The 15486-nt window shown below is 66.7% G+C and carries 11 protein-coding genes; 3 read left to right on the forward strand and 8 right to left on the reverse strand.

All coding sequences use genetic code 11. The annotated features are described in order from the left end of the window. The 5 genes from A5696_RS08900 to A5696_RS08920 form a co-directional block, all read right to left on the reverse strand. A complete protein-coding gene (locus A5696_RS08900) occupies positions 1–1935 on the reverse strand; it encodes a gamma-glutamyltransferase family protein (protein ID WP_067876501.1) in 1935 nt (644 codons plus the stop codon). A gap of 20 nt (positions 1936–1955) precedes the next feature. Next, a complete protein-coding gene (locus A5696_RS08905; protein WP_067876504.1) occupies positions 1956–2738 on the reverse strand; it encodes an alpha/beta hydrolase in 783 nt (260 codons plus the stop codon). Positions 2739–2880: 142 nt separating this feature from the next. Then, positions 2881–3624, reverse strand: coding sequence for a sirohydrochlorin chelatase (locus tag A5696_RS08910; RefSeq protein WP_082968963.1), 744 nt, complete (start codon positions 3622–3624; stop codon positions 2881–2883). A 19-nt stretch (positions 3625–3643) separates the two neighbouring features. Next, entirely contained in the window at positions 3644–4387 is a 744-nt protein-coding gene (locus A5696_RS08915) for a phosphoadenylyl-sulfate reductase (protein ID WP_067876510.1), read from the reverse strand. Then, entirely contained in the window at positions 4384–6051 is a 1668-nt protein-coding gene (locus tag A5696_RS08920; protein ID WP_067876514.1) for a nitrite/sulfite reductase, read from the reverse strand. Before A5696_RS08920 ends, A5696_RS08915 begins: the two co-directional genes overlap by 4 nt. A gap of 411 nt (positions 6052–6462) precedes the next feature. On the opposite strand from A5696_RS08920, the gene hemW reads away from it, so the two are divergent. Continuing rightward, a complete protein-coding gene (gene hemW / locus A5696_RS08925) occupies positions 6463–7635 on the forward strand; it encodes a radical SAM family heme chaperone HemW (protein WP_067876666.1) in 1173 nt (390 codons plus the stop codon). Positions 7636–7645: 10 nt separating this feature from the next. Here the strand turns inward: hemW and A5696_RS08930 are convergent, their stop codons facing one another. The 3 genes from A5696_RS08930 to A5696_RS08940 form a co-directional block, all read right to left on the reverse strand. Continuing rightward, positions 7646–9475, reverse strand: coding sequence for a SulP family inorganic anion transporter (locus tag A5696_RS08930; protein ID WP_231964265.1), 1830 nt, complete (start codon positions 9473–9475; stop codon positions 7646–7648). Positions 9476–9856: 381 nt separating this feature from the next. Further along, a complete protein-coding gene (locus A5696_RS08935; RefSeq protein WP_067876521.1) occupies positions 9857–11101 on the reverse strand; it encodes a sodium-dependent bicarbonate transport family permease in 1245 nt (414 codons plus the stop codon). Positions 11102–11309: 208 nt separating this feature from the next. Continuing rightward, positions 11310–12545, reverse strand: coding sequence for a sodium-dependent bicarbonate transport family permease (locus A5696_RS08940; RefSeq protein WP_067876524.1), 1236 nt, complete (start codon positions 12543–12545; stop codon positions 11310–11312). 362 nt (positions 12546–12907) lie between these two features. Here A5696_RS08940 and A5696_RS08945 point away from each other — a divergent pair, with 362 nt between their 5' ends. Then, complete coding sequence (locus A5696_RS08945; protein WP_067876531.1) at positions 12908–14299, forward strand: salicylate synthase; 1392 nt, start codon at positions 12908–12910, stop codon at positions 14297–14299. Between the two features lie 126 nt (positions 14300–14425). Then, the gene (locus tag A5696_RS08950) at positions 14426–15442 is read left to right on the forward strand and encodes an acyl-ACP desaturase (protein ID WP_067876534.1); all 1017 of its coding nucleotides are present in this window, start codon (positions 14426–14428) and stop codon (positions 15440–15442) included. The last annotated feature ends 44 nt before the right edge of the window (positions 15443–15486 follow it).

Here is a 15486-nt window from a genome sequence, read left to right on the forward strand (position 1 = left end):
TCATCCGGTGTCGCCCATGACGGCGCCCTCGCGGCGGGGGTCGGCGCCGCCGGTCCACCCCGTCGGGCCGTGCGTGATGGCCGAAAGCCCGCTCGACTGATCGGTCAGGCTCACCCGGTGCCCCAGCGCACGCAGACCGGCCACCAGCGGGTCGTGGTCGCCGTCGTCGGACCGGTTGATCTCGGGATCCTCGCCGCCGACGTTGGTAAGCGGTGAGTTGTCCGCGCCGAAATCGACCAGCGACACCGCCTGCTGCGGGTTCAGGCCCCAATCCAGCATTGCCACAAGGGTTTTCACGACAAACTGGATGATCGTGGAGCCGCCTGGTGAGCCCGTCACCGCGTACAGCGCGCCCCGCCCCGCCGGCGCGGGATCGAACACCAGCGTCGGCGCCATCGAGCTTCGCGGCCGTTTGCCGGGCTGGACGCGGTTGGCCACCGGCGACCCGTCGGGCGCGCGCGGGTCGGCGGCGAAGTCGGTGAGCTGGTTGTTGAGGACGAACCCGTCGACCAGGTGGAACGAGCCGAACGCCGACTCGACGGTTGTGGTGAACGCGGCGGCGTTGCCGTAGGAATCGACGATGCTGACGTGGCTGGTGCCGTGTTCTCTGCCGGGGGGCGCGACGCCGCCGGGCGCGCCGAAGTCCCCCGGCTTGGCGGTTCCCATGCTGCGCTGAAGCGAGATCAGCGCGGCGCGCCCGGCGAGGTACCCCGGGTCGATCAGCGTGGCGAGGGAGCCGCCGGGCAGCCCGACGAAATCGGCGTCGGCGACGTACTTGTCGCGGTCGGCATAGGCCAGTCGCTCGGCCTCGGAGACCAGGTGAACGCCGAGCACACTGGGGCGGCCGCCGTTGAGGTCGACGTTGGTGGGCGGGTAGTTTCCCATCGGGAAATGCTCGAGGATTCCCAGCGTGGCCGCCACCGCGACGCCGCCCGACGACGGGGTGGGCATGCCGCAGATCTGCCGGCCGCGATACGACGCGCACAGCGGGTCGCGTTTCTTGGCCACGTAGCCGGCCAGGTCCGCGGCGGTCATCAGGCTGGGGGTGCGCCCACCGGCGGTATCGACGGCTTCGGCGACCATGTCGTGGGCGATGTCGCCGGTATAGAAGGCGTGGACGCCGGCGGAGGCGATGGCGGACAGCGTCTTTGAGTACGCCGGGTTCGTCAGCCGGGTGCCCACGGCCTTCGGGGTGCCGTCGGGGTTCAGGAAGTATGCGCGCGCCTGCGGATCCACCCGCAGTTGCGCCGCGGAGTCGGCGATCGCGGCGGCCAGCCGCGGGCTGATGTCGAAACCGTTGTCGGCCAATGCTATTGCGGGGCTGAACAGATCGCGCCAGGGCAGGCGCCCGTGGTCGTTGTGCACGAGTTCGAGCATCCGCGGAATGCCCGGCACCCCGATCGATCGGCCGGAGGCGCGCGCGTCGGGGACGGGCGCGGCGCGGTCGCCGTCGCTGATCCAGCGCAGGTAGTTCTCGGTGGCGGCCGCGGGTGCGGTTTCGCGGCCGTCGTAGGCCTGTACCGAGCCGGTGCCCGCGTCGTAATAGACAGCGAACCCGCCGCCGCCCAGCCCGGACGACTGCGGTTCGACCAAACCCAGCACCGCCTGGGCCACCACCATCGCGTCGGCTGCCGTCCCGCCGTCGCGCAGCACCCGGCAGGCCGCCCGCGTGGACAGGGGATTGGCGGTGGCCACCGCGTAGTGGGCCGTGCGCACCACGGTCATGTCGCTGCGGTACCCGGTTGCCGTCTCGGGGCTGGCCGAAAGGTTTCTCGACGACGGTGAACCCGGGTGCGCCTGCGCCGTCGCCGTGCCGTTCGGCACGATCTCGCACGCCCCCGCCGCGAGCGGCGGGGGCACGTGCTGACCGCCGCAGCCGGCCAGCCCTGTCGCCAGCGTGGCCAGCAGAGCCCGAATTCGCAAGGGCGTGTTCAAGGCACGAAGTGTACTGGCTCTTAAAGCCCTCTTGCCGTGAGCCAGTTGTCAATCCTTTCGGCGACTGCTCGCCATCCTGCCTCCAGCATCATGACGTGCCCCATGTCGGGGAAGATCTTCACATCTGCCTGGTACATCGCCGCCACAGCAGACGCGTCCCCGTTGATTCGCGAGCCGTCGTCTCTCGCGCCGAGGACAAGGATCGGCGCTGTCAGATCGCGAGCATCGGGAAGTCGGTCCACCGTTTCTCGTGCAGCGCGCGTGCTCTCGGGTTCCAAGCTGGCCGCAGTGGAGCTGACGACGGCGTCGGGGGTTCGCGCGGAAAACAAGAATTCGCGCGCTAAGGCCGGAGTTTTAAACAGATCAACTTGGTTGCCGAAGGTGTTGGTCCACAGAAAAATCCACGGGTGACGGCGCATCGTGCGGAATGCCCATCGTCGTAGTCCCCGCGGTGTGCCTGGTGCCATGAGAACCCCTGCTGCGGCGTCCTGCTTCTCGAGGTACTTGAGCACAACCCAACAACCCATCGAATGACCGATGAGCACTGGCGGGCGACCCAGCGTGCCGACAACAGCGTGCACGTCGTCCACGTAATCGGCGATCGAACAAGATTTGAGTGGCTGGGACAAGTCGCTGGCTCCGTGGCCGCGAAGGCTCAGCGCGACGGCGCGGTAACCCTCATCGGCGAAGAAGGCCAGAAAATGATCGTCCCAGATCCTTGCTGTGCTGAAACCGCCGTGAACGAAGAGCAGCGGAACAGGATGCGCCTCAGTGGCCGACCCCTTGTCGATCACTTCCAACATGAGCCGCCCCAATCTATTCGATGCTTACTCCTCCGGCATCTTCCCAGCCGCCGGTCCGCCGAACGGCAAATTCGGCTGGATTCGCTCGCCGTGGCGCCACCACGAATGACGGCTGGGACCGATGTGGGAGAACGTGGAGCTCTCAGGCCGCGATGCCGTGAATTCGAGATTCGACGGCTTGGTCGAAGCGGTCCAGCACCGTTTCGGCGACCAGCCGGTGCGCGCCCAGGGGTTCCGCCAGCTCGATGCCGGCCCCGTCCGCGAAATCACGCACCCGGTCGGGCAGCTTGCCCGGCGCCAGGAACCACGGCGCGATGACCACCCGCCGCGCGCCCTGGCGGCGCAACCGGCCGGCAGCCTCGGCCAGCGACGGTTCCGGGCGGGTCACGAACCCGGTTGTCGCGCCCGCCCAGCTCGTCCCGGCCAGCAGCCGGGGTGCCACCTGCCGAGTGCGCGCGTTGGCACGCGGGTCGGATGAACCGATCGCGGCCACGAGCACGCCGACCCGGTCATCGAGCCGGGAGACACCACAGGCCGTAACCCGCTGCCGCAGCAGCGAAATCAGCCGTGGATCCTCGCCGAGGACGTCGGCTTGCAGCGCATCGGCACCGGAGCCGGCGATCTGGCGGGGGATGTCGACGCGCGCGTGATAGGCGTTCGCCAAGAGCAGCGGGGTGACGACCGCGTCGCGGCACTCGCCCAGCACCTCGGCCAGGCCCGGCGCGTTCAGCTCGCAGAACGCCGGCCGCACGTCCAGGCCTGGCCGCAGCCGCTTCAGCTCGTCGGCGACGGCCCACGCGTTGGCCGCCGACCGCGGATCCTGGCTTCCGTGCGCGGTCAGCACGAGGGTCATCGCGCCGCTCCTCCTCATCGCTTCCCTCTGCATCGTCGCCGGCGCAGCGTGGTCACGACGCGTGCAACCCGCATTCCGTTTTGGCGTGCCCCTGCCAGCGCCCGCTGCGCGGGTCGGCGCCCTCGGCCGGCTTGGCCGTGCAGGGCGCGCAACCGATCGACGGATACCCGTCGTAGACAAGGGGATTCACCAGCACATCGTGCTCGTCGATGTAGTTCTGCATGTCTTCGTCGGTCCACGCCGCCAGCGGGTTGATCTTCACCAGCTTGTAGCCCTCGTCGAAGCTGACCAGCGGGGCGTTGGCGCGCGTCGGTGAGTCGCTGCGGCGCAGCCCGGTGACCCACGCCGAGTAGCCGCGCAGCGCCTTGCCCAGGGGGGCGACCTTCCGCAGCCGGCAGCACTCGCCGGGGTCGCGCGCGAACAGGTCCTTGCCCATCAGCCGGTCCTGCTCGGCAACCGTGTGCTCCGGCGTGACGTTGACCACCCGGATGTCGTAGACGGACTCGATCGCGTCCCGGGTGCCGATGGTCTCCACGAAGTGGTAGCCGGTGTCCAGGAACATCACCGGCACACCCGGCCGCACCTTGGCGGCCAGGTCGATCAGCACCGCCTCCTGCATGCTGGACGCCACCACGTAATTGCATGTCGCCCACGCGCGCGGCCCGTTCACCCCGCCGAAGTTCTCGTCGGTCCAGCGCAGCAGGTCGGTGGCGCTGGCGCCCTCGAGTTCCGCGGCACCACGGGCGGCCAGCTCGCGCAGGTCGGCCTCGGTGGGGCTGGTGGTTTCTATGCTCATCGCAAGTCGCCTTCCTCGGCGCGAACGACCCACTGCGCGAATCGTTCGCCGTCGCTCCGGTGCTTGATGAAGTTGCGTACTACCCGATCGATGTAGTCGCCCAGCTCGTCGCTGGTGACCTTGTGCTGACGTAGTTTTCGGCCGAAACCGCTGTCCAGGCCGAGGCTTCCGCCCAAATGCACCTGAAAGCCCTCGACCGAGCCGCCGTGACCGTCGTCGACCATCTGGCCCTTGAACCCGATGTCGGCGACCTGGATTCGCGCACACGAATTGGGGCAGCCGTTGATGTTGACCGTGATCGGCACGTCCAGCCGCGAGTTGAGGTCCTCGAGCCGGCGCTCCAGCTCGGGCACCAGTTCCTGTGCCCTGCCCCGTGTTTCGGCGAAGGACAACTTACAGAACTCGATCCCGGTGCACGCCATGAGGTTTCGGCGCCACTGCGACGGGCGCGCCTGCAGGCCCAGCGCCTCCACCCCGGCGATCAGCTCGTCGAGCTGCTCGTCGGGCACGTCGAGGATGATGAGCTTCTGGTACGGCGTGAACCGGACCCGGTTCGAACCGGCGGCCTCGGCCAGGTCGGCCACCGTCGACAGGATGGTGCCGGACACCCGCCCGGCGATCGGCGCGACACCGACGGCGTTGAGCCCGTTCTTGAGCCGCTGCACCCCGACGTGATCGATCGGATGCTTGACCGGCTCGGGGGCCGGTCCGTCGATCAACGGCCGCTTGAGGTACTCGGTTTCGAGAACCTCGCGGAACTTTTCCACGCCCCAGTCCTTGATCAGGAACTTCAGCCGCGCCTTTGACCGCAGCCGCCGGTAGCCGTAGTCGCGGAAAATCGAGGTCACCGCGGCCCACACCTCGGGCACCTCGTCCAGCGGCACCCAGGCGCCGACGCGCTGGGCCAGCATCGGGTTGGTGGACAGGCCTCCGCCGACCCAGAGGTCCAGGCCGGGACCGTGCTCGGGGTGGTTGACGCCGATGAAGGCGATGTCGTTGATCTCGTGCGCGACGTCCTGCAGGCCCGAGATGGCGGTCTTGTACTTGCGCGGTAGGTCGGCGAAGTCCGGCTTGCCGATGTAGCGACGCACGATCTCCTCGATGGCCCAGGTGGGGTCGAGCACCTCGTCGAGCGATTCGCCGGCCACCGGTGAGCCCAGGATCACCCGCGGGCAGTCGCCACACGCCTCGGCGGTCTGCAGCCCGACCTCGTCGAGCCGCCGCCAGATCTCGGGAACGTTCTCCACCTCGATCCAGTGCATCTGCACGTTCTGCCGGTCGGAGATGTCGGCGGTGTCGCGGCCGAATTCGGTCGAGATCTGGCCGACCGTGCGCAGCGCGGCGGTCGACAGCGCGCCGCCGTCGCAGCGCACGCGCATCATGAAGTACTTGGCCTCGAGCAACTCGGCGTTCTCGTCGCCGGTGAACGACCCGTCGTAACCCTGTTCGCGCTGGGTGTACAGGCCCCACCAACGGAAGCGGCCACGCAGGTCGCTCTTGTCGATGCTGTCGAATCCGCCCTGTGCATAGACGTTTTCGATGCGATCCCGGACCTCGAGCGGGGCTCCGGCCTGCTTCATCTCTTCGTTGGGGTTGAGGGCCTCGCGATTTCCCAGCGCCCACTGGCCCTCGTTGCGGGACTTTGCGGGAGGTGCTGTCGTCATCGGATCTCCTTCGCGAACATCGCAGGCTTGGACGCGCAGCACACCGCATTTATTTCGGCTGCGCAGATCCGGCAGCCAGCTGAGTTACAGGTGGGGCGGGTCTACGGCATCAAGGCAGACAGCAACAACAACAGCTGCAGACACGCTTGAGATCAATGTGCCGCCGCGCCACGAGGGCGATGCGCAAGCTGCGGTTGGCGGTCACGGCTGCCATTCTGCCATGGCCCGGGAGGGGGGTTGCGATCAGGTCATATTTTTCCTCACGCTGACCCAAACTAGGCGGCGAACCTGGACGTTCGGTCAGCGAAAGCGGAGAATCCGCTGAGCACCGTGTGGCGCATGACCTGCGCCGATGCGCTTGTCGGCGTCGACGCCGCACGCCTCGCCCCGGCCGCCGTGGGAGTATTTGGCATGCCACTTCGCGAGGCCCCCGCCGAGCTGCCCGCCCTGCAGCCGATTCCCGGCCGGCCGTTCGGGTTGTACGTCCACGTCCCGTTCTGCTTCACGCGGTGCGGCTATTGCGACTTCAACACCTACACCCCGGCCGAACTGGGTGGCGTCAACCCGGACGCCTGGCTGGAGGCGCTGGGGACGGAGCTGGGGCTGGCGGCCGCCCGCTTGGACGGACCGACGGTGAGCACGGTGTTCGTCGGGGGAGGGACGCCGTCGCTGCTGGGTGGTGAGCGGGTGGCCCGGCTGCTGGGCATGGTGCGCGACCACTTCGTCCTCGCCCCCGACGCCGAGATCACCACCGAGGCCAATCCCGAGTCGGCGTGGCCGGACTTCTTCGCGGCGACCCGCGCCGCCGGCTACACCCGGGTGTCGCTGGGCATGCAGTCGGTGTCACCGACCGTGCTCGGCGTCCTCGACCGGATACACACGCCGAACCGGTCGGCGGCCGCGGCCCGCGAGGCGTTGGCCGAGGGCTTCGAACACGTCAGCCTCGATCTGATCTACGGGACGCCGGGGGAGTCCGACGACGACCTGCTGCGCTCCGTCGACACCGCCGTCGACACCGGCGTCGACCATGTGTCCGCCTACGCCCTGGTGGTGGAGGAGGGCACGGCGCTGGCGCGGCGGGTTCGACGCGGGGAGCTGGCCGCTCCCGACGACGACGTGCTGGCGCACCGCTACGAATTGGTCGATGCCCGGCTGTCCGCGGCCGGCCTGGGTTGGTACGAGGTGTCCAACTGGTGCCGGCCCGGTGGCGAGTGCCGGCACAACCTCGGCTACTGGGACGGCGGCGAGTGGTGGGGTGCCGGGCCGGGCGCCCACGGATATGTCGGCGCGACGCGCTGGTGGAACGTCAAGCACCCCAACGCCTATGCGGACGCGCTGACCGCGGGCACGCTGCCGGTCTCGGGTTTCGAGCGGCTGGATGGCGAGGCGTCGCACACCGAGGAGGTGTTGCTGAAAATCCGTTTGCGGCAAGGGCTTCCGTTGGACCGACTGGGCGCCGACGAGCGTCAACGCGCCGAGACCGCGGTGGCGGACGGGTTGCTGGTCGCCGACGGTGACCGGCTGGTGCTCACCCCGCGCGGCCGCCTGCTGGCCGACGGGGTGGTGCGCACGCTGCTGGGGTAGGCGTCGGGCGTCAATCGGTGGTCTGAGCGACCCGCAATTCGTGCTCGGCTCGATCCGCGGAGGCCACCTTCTCGACGGTGGCTATGGCGATCCTCAATTCAGGTTGGGCCCGATCCGTGGCGGCCCCTTTCCCGACGGCGGCGATCGCGATCCGCGTGCTCGTCTCATGTTTGGAGAGGGGCCGCATGTGGTCCCACCCCTCGATCAACAGCCTCGGACTCTCGTCCTGGCCGCTGAATTCTTCCAGGTAATAACGGAGGGACTCACCCGTCGTGTGATCGACAAGCGGCACCCGTGAGCTCAAGTGGAGATAGACCGTTCGGGTGCCGTCCGGAAGCTGCCTCAGCTCCCGAATCACGTGGAACAGGTTGAAACACACCAGCGGGCCATCCAAGTACAGGTGGTAAGTGGCGCCGTCGACTTCCCGCTGGGACACCGGATTGCGGAAGAGGCTGAGGAAGCGAGCGACGAAATTCGGCCTGTCGAATTCCGAGTTGCTCAGGGTGTGCCAGAGGCCCACGTACCACAGGTTCAACAGCAACTCCAGGACGACGCCGGCGACGATGCCGACGAGCAGGTCCGTCGTCACGGTCACGAGCAATGTGGTTGCGAATACGACGAACTGCGCCGTCCCGATCCGCGCGATCTTGACCCAGAGCGCGGGCTTACACAGCTTGTAGCCGATGAATACCAGGATGGCGCCCAGGACGGCCATCGGGACCAAGTCGATCACGTACCGGCCGACAAGCACGAACGTCAGCAGGAAGCAGGCGTTGTAGAAGTTGGCCCACTGGGTCCGGCCGCCCGCCATGACATTCGCCGTGCTCTTGACCATGCCGGGGATGATGGTCAAGCCGCCGAGCATGCTGGAGGCGCCGTTGGACATGCCCATGGCCAGCAAGGTCTTGTCCGGGTCGGATCGGCGGCGATAGGGGTCGATGTTGTCCACGGCCGCGATCGTCGCCAGGGACTCGGTCGCGTCGATCAAAAGCAGGGTGATAACCAGGTAGGCCAGGGGCAGCCACACCGCGGCATCGGTGAATGCCTCACCGAATTGGGGGAAGACGATCCCGTGCTCGAGCGAGTCGGGGATGTTGATCAGGTGGGACTTGTCCACCTTCAGGATCAATGTGCTGACCAACGTGCCGCCCAAGAACACCCAGACCGGGGGCGGCATGATCTTCAGGAGCCGCCAGGGCACCGCCGCGAGCGCGAACAGCGCCGCCAGGCAGCCGATCCCGAGGGCGCAGACCTTGGGACTCATCGTGTGGACATGGCTGGGCACTTCGCCCAGAACCGCCCAGAATTCGTGAGCCTCGAACTTCACGCCCATGAAGAGGGGAATCTGCTTGACGATGATCATCAGGCCGATCGCGGCCAGCATGCCGTGAATGGCCGCGGCCGGGAAGATGGCGCTCAGCCGCGCCACCTTCAACTTGGCAAGGACCACTTGGAATACGCCCGCGATGGCGATGGCGACCAACACCAGCGGGTATCCCACGGCGAGCAACTGCGCTGTAGAGCCGCCATGGCCCAAGCGGGCGTGTCCCAGTGCGATCATGCCGGCGAACAGGGCCGGTGCCAGTCCCGCGGCCGGGCCGCTGATGGTCACATACGAGCCGCCCACGAACGGCAGGACGAAGCCGGCAATGATCGCCGACATGATGCCGCAGATCGGCGGCGCACCCGAGGTCATCGCGATTCCCATCGAGAACGGCAGCGAGATCATGGCCACCGTAAAACCCGAGCGAAGGTCGTAGCGCCAGTGTTTGAGACCGGCCAGGCCATTGCGGGGCTTTTCGGCCGGAACGGTTGCCGGAACGGATGTGTTCTGTAGCACGGTGAGCGCCCTCTCGACAACGGCTCGAACAGGTGTGAGTCGAATTCATGTGGAACTCATGCAGTTTCCTCCCTTCCCCGCGCGCGCGAACGGCAGTGAACAGGTCTTTACGAATATTTGACGCCGCGTTTACGGGCAATTGACAACGCGCGGCCGGGCGAACGGAAACTTCCAAGCACCAATGGGTGCTGTGGCGGGTAGTACGCCAAGCCGCCGGCTGAAGCGCCGGGTGGCCCGGAAGTGAAAGTCGTTGGCGTGGAGGCTGTCCGGACTTCCTACCCCGGCGCGCGGGTTGCTCGGGCGGCGCCGTTTCACGAGATCGCAGACGGCGCATGGCCATGCGGACGATCTCGATGTCGGGCGAATCCCGATACGCGTTTGTCAGGCGCCCGGGAACCAGTGCGCGACCAGGCGATTGAACTCGATGTAGAGCGGGATGCCGATGGTGACGTTGTACGAGAACGTCAAACCCAGCGACGCGGCCAGCGGCAGCGTCGGGCTGGCCTCGGGGATCGCCAGCCGCTGCACCGCCGGCACCGTGATGTAGGACGCCGCACCGCACAGCACCGCGAACAGCACGTAGGTGCCCGGCTGGAAGTGGGTGTGGGTCAGCTCCGCGTAGGTGTAGGCGGCCAGAATGCCGAGCGCCGCAAACAAGTTGGGCGCCAGCAGGCCGAAGAGGATGAAGCCGCGCCCGGCGAGCTTGAGGTCGTGCAACTTTCGCGACGCTGTCATGCCCATCTCCAGCAGGAACAGGCAGAGCACGCCCTGAAACGCCGCGACGAAGAGCTCGTTCTGGTCGTGGACGACTTTCTGTCCCTGCAGCGCGCTGATGAAGCCGATGACGATGCCGCCGATGAGCAGGATGAGCCCGGGATTGAGGAACACTTCCTTTAAGATCTCGCGGGAGAAGATGGGCATCCTCTTGGCCCTCCCGCGGGCCGGGCTTTGATCGGGCTCCCAGTTCGGATGTTCCAGCTTTTCCATCGAGAATTCGAGTTCCTGCTCGACCCCGCGTTCGCCCTCGCTCTCGAGACTCCGACCCTGCGGGGGGCGCGTAGCGGTCCCGGGACCACTCGCGACCTTGCTCGGTGCGACGTAGCCGGGCTCGCCGGGCATGTACCCCGATTCGGTGAGTCCTCGATGACGCAACCGCGCCACCAGGTAAAGCGCCACCAGGCAACCGGGAATCTCCATGACGGCCAGCAGAACCGGCATATAGGCGTTGAAGGCCATGCCCGCGCCCGCCAAGACGGCCACGCAGGTAGCGAAGGTTCCCGCCGAATCCGACCCGTAGTACCCCGCGACCGTCGCTCGGTCAACGCGGCGCATAGCGGTCATGTACTTCAACAACACGTAGGCCAGGCAGCCGATGGCGAAGTTCAGGACGAAGCCCATGACGGCGAAGCCGGCGATGTTGTCGATGTCGGCCGGTTGGATCTTGGCGAGTTCTTCGCCCCCCTGCCAGCCGATCGACACCAGCAGGTACATGGTCAGGCCCTGATAGATCACGTAAGGGAACTCAAACCGCACCTTGAGGATCGGGATCAGGAATCCGAAGTAGAAGAAAAGCAGCAGGGGCTTGAAGAGATTGTGCGTGAAGTTCTGCCAGAACTCCTGCAACATTGTGGCGCCTCCGTGCGATTCAGTCCGGCGATGCGAGAAGCGGCAACTGACGCGGAGCGTCCCAGAACATCAATAGAAATATGAAGACTCACGCGGCCTGCGTCAACGGAGTCATGCCGTCTTTACGAACAATTAACAACGCTGGTTCGTGCCCGATCACCGTCCGGCGTCAGGCGCAGGACGGCGATCGGCCACGAAAGGACCGGCGCTAGAACCAGTGCGCGACCAGGCGGTTGATCTCGATGTAGAGCGGGATTCCGATGGTGACGTTGTAGGAGAACGTCAAGCCGAGGGACGCGGCCAGCGGCAAAGTGGGACTGGCCTCGGGGATGGCCAGCCGCTGGACCGCCGGGACGGCGATGTACGACGCCGCGCCACACAGCACCGCGAACAGCACGTAGGTTCCCGGCTTGAAATCGGCGTGGGTGGCCGACGCGTAGATGTGGGCGACGATGATGCCCAGCGGCGCAAAGATATTCGGCGCGATCAAGCCGAATGCGATGAAGCCGGGACCGGCCGACCGCAAGTCACGCAACTTGCGGGACGCCGTCATGCCCATCTCGAGCAGGAAGAGGCACAGCACGCCCTGGAAAGCCAACACGAAGAACTTGTCGTCGTCGGCCACGACCTTCTGTCCCTGCAGCCCACTGATGAGGCCGATCATGATGCCGCCGAACAGAAGAACGAGCCCGGGGTTGAGGAACACTTCCTGCAGCAGCTCACGGGAGAACATCGGCATCCGCTTGGCCTTGCCGATCGGCGGAGTCTGGTCGGGCTCCCAGTTCGGGTGCTCCAACTTTTCCATCGCCAGCTCCAGCTCCTGCTCGACGCCCCGGTCGTGCTCGGCCTCCAGGCTCTGGCCGTGCGGCGGCTTTGCCGCCGTGCCCGGCCCGATGCCGACCTTGACCGGCGGCGTGTACCCGGGCTCGTCGGGCATGTTCCCGGCGGCGTCCATGTTCCGGTGGCGCAGCAGCGCAACGAAGTAGAGCGCGACCAGGCAGCCGGGAATCTCCATGACGGCCAGCATCACCGGCATGTACGGGTTGAACGAGATGCCGACGGCGGCCAGGACGGCCACGCAGGTGGCGAACGTGCCGGCCGAGTCGGATCCGTAATAACCCGCGACCGTGGCCCGATCGACCCGTCTCAGCGAGGTCAACCACCCCATCAGCACGTAGGCGACGGCACCGATCACAAAGTTGAGCAGGAAGCCCAGCACCATGAAGCCGACGATGACCCCGATGCTGGAGGCGTTGATCTTGGCGAGCTCTTCGCCGCCGTGCCAGCCGATGGCCAGCAGCAGGTACATCGTCAGGCCCTGATAGATCACGTACGGGAACTCGAAGCGCACCTTCAGGATCGGGATCAGGAACCCGAAGTAGAAGAACAGCAGAAGTGGCTTGAACAGATTGTGGGTGAAGTTGTGCCAGAACTCTTGCAGCATGGGTGCCTCTCTTTTTGAAGCAGTGACTGGGGAAGCACCGTTCGCAACACCGGGGCAACCACGACTTCCCGAAACCGGTGCAAAATTTAACCCCGCGGGTAGGGGTCCGCCACTCGGACACAGCGTGAAAAGCCGATGTTTTACACAGCCGTATCGCAATAGCTAAATTTCCCAAAGTCGGTGGTCACAGCGCCGCTGGTCGGGGGCATAAACGGCGCTTGACGTGAATCCTCTGTGACTTTTCTGGGGATTTGCTGTAGGGGGCGTTGCCCGGGCGGGTGTGGCAGACGGCGGGTGTCTCCGACGCGCGGGCGGGGCGGGGGTTGCGCCCGCCTAGATAGGTTAGGCTACATTTACTAACCGTGACCGAGGTCAGCGTCGAGGCCAGTTCCGCCGGCTCCACGTCACCGCACATTCCCTTGCCGCCCGACGTCCATCCCGCCGACATGGCGGCCGAGCTGGCCGCCGCGCTGCCCGAGCGGCGCGGCGAGGAGTACCTGCTGTACGAGCACGACGGGCAATGGGTGCTGGCCAGCGGCGTGCGGGCGATGATCGAGCTGGACAGCGACGAACTGCGGGTGATCCGCGACGGCGTCGTCCAGCGGCAACAGTGGTCCGGACGGCCGGGCCCGGCCCTGGGCGAAGCCATCGACCGGCTGCTGCTCGAAACCGATCAGCTCTTCGGCTGGATCGCCTTCGAACTCGGCGTCTACCGCCACGGGCTCCAGGAGCGACTGGCGCCGCGAACCCCGTTGGCGCGGGTGTTTTGGCCCCGGACCCGCATCGTGGTGACCCCAGAGGCGGTGCGCGTGCAGGGCGCCGAAGCCGCCCAGCTCGAGGCGGTACGCCGATTGTTGACCGACGGCCTGCCCGGGGTGCCCGACGCCCGCGCGGTCGACGTGACCGCCGACCCGTCCGGATACCGCGGGCGGGTGGCCGCGGCCGTTCGCGAGATCGCCACGGGCCGCTACCACAAGGTGATCCTGTCCCGTTGCGTCCAAGTCCCTTTCGCGCTCGACTTCCCGTCGACCTATCGGCGGGGCCGGCCGCACAACACCCCGGTGCGGTCGTTTCTGTTGCGGCTGGGCGGGATTCGCGCCGTCGGCTACAGCCCCGAACTTGTGGCGGCCGTTCACCGTGACGGCGCCGTGGTGACCGAGCCGCTGGCCGGCACGCGCGCTCTCGGGCGCGGTGCGGCGCGCGATCGCCAGGCCCGCGACGACCTGGAGTCGAATTCCAAAGAGATTGTCGAGCATGCCATTTCGGTGCGCAGCTCGCTGCGGGAGATGGTCGAGATCGCCGAACCGGGCACCGCGGTGGTCACCGACTTCATGACGGTGCGGGAGCGCGGCAGCGTGCAGCATCTCGGTTCCACGGTCAGCGCGCGGCTGGACCCGTCGAGCGACCGGATGGACGCGTTGGAGGCGCTCTTCCCGGCGGTCACGGCGTCGGGCGTTCCGAAGGCGGCCGCCGTCGAGGCCATCCTGCGCCTCGACGATGGCCCGCGCGGGCTGTATTCCGGTGCGGTCGTCATGCTTTCGGCCAACGGCGGCCTGGACGCCGCACTGACGCTGCGGGCGGCCTACGAAAGCGACGGGACGACGTGGTTGCGCGCCGGTGCCGGGATCATCGAAGAATCCCAACCCGAGCGGGAATTCGAGGAGACCTGCGAAAAGCTGTCCACCCTCGCGCCCTACCTGATCGCGCGGCAACAGCGCTCGAGTGGTCTTTCGTCGAGATCGACGCCGGTGTGAAGAAGTGCGCCCGTCGTGGCGCCACCCGTAGGGACTTTTGGCCCTAGTCGCCCGGTTCCCGGCGTGTCATCTTGATGTAACTGCCTGAAACAGGTACTCGTCGACACAGATAACTGGGAGGTCCACGTGTCAGAGGGCTTGACGAACCTGCAGCTACTCCGCGAGCTGGAGCCGGTGGTCGAGCAATTGCTCAACCGCCACCTCTCGCTGTTCAAGGAATGGAACCCGCACGACTACATCCCGTGGTCGGACGGCAAGAACTTCTACGCGCTGGACGGCCAGGATTGGGAGCCCGAGCAGAGCCGGCTGTCCGACGTGGCGCAGGTCGCCATGGTGCAGAACCTGTTGACCGAGGACAACCTGCCGTCGTACCACCGCGAGATCGCGATGAACTTCACCATGGACGGCCCGTGGGGCCAGTGGGTGAATCGGTGGACCGCCGAGGAGAACCGGCACAGCACGGCGCTGCGCGACTACCTGGTGGTCACCCGGGCGGTGGACCCGGTCGAGTTGGAGAAGCTGCGCATAGAGCAAATGACCCGTGGCTTCAGCCCGGGTCAGAACCACCAGGGCGACATGTTCGCTGACAGCCTCTTCGACTCGGTCATGTACGTGTCGTTCCAGGAATTGGCGACCCGGGTCGCGCACCGCAACACCGGCAGGGCCGCTGATGACAGCATCGCGGAACAGTTGATGGCCCGCGTGTCGCACGACGAGAACCTGCACATGATCTTCTACCGCGACGTCAGCGCGGCGGGCCTGGACATCGCGCCCAACCAGGCGATGCGATCGGTGCACCGCATCCTGCGCAATTTCAAGATGCCCGGCTTCACGGTGCCCGAATTTCGGCGCAAGGCGGTGATCATCGCGGTCGGCGGCGTCTACGACCCGCGCATCCATCTCGACGAGGTCGTCATGCCGGTGCTGAAGAAGTGGCGCATCTTCGAACGCGAGGACTTCACCGGCGAGGCCGCCCGGATGCGCGACGACCTTGCCGTGCTGATCAAGGAACTCGAAATGGCCAGCGACAAATTCGACGAATCCAAGCAGCGCTACCTCGAGCGCGAGGCCCGCAAGGCCGAACGGATCACCGCCAGCAGGGTGCTCAAAACCGAAGGCACGCTTACACTCAGCGGCCGATAAGGGCGGAGCCGTACCCGGGTAACGGTTCGGGCACGTTTCAGCCA

Origin of the sequence: Mycobacterium sp. E2699 (genome assembly GCF_001666745.1) — a bacterium.
GTDB lineage: Bacteria > Actinomycetota > Actinomycetes > Mycobacteriales > Mycobacteriaceae > Mycobacterium.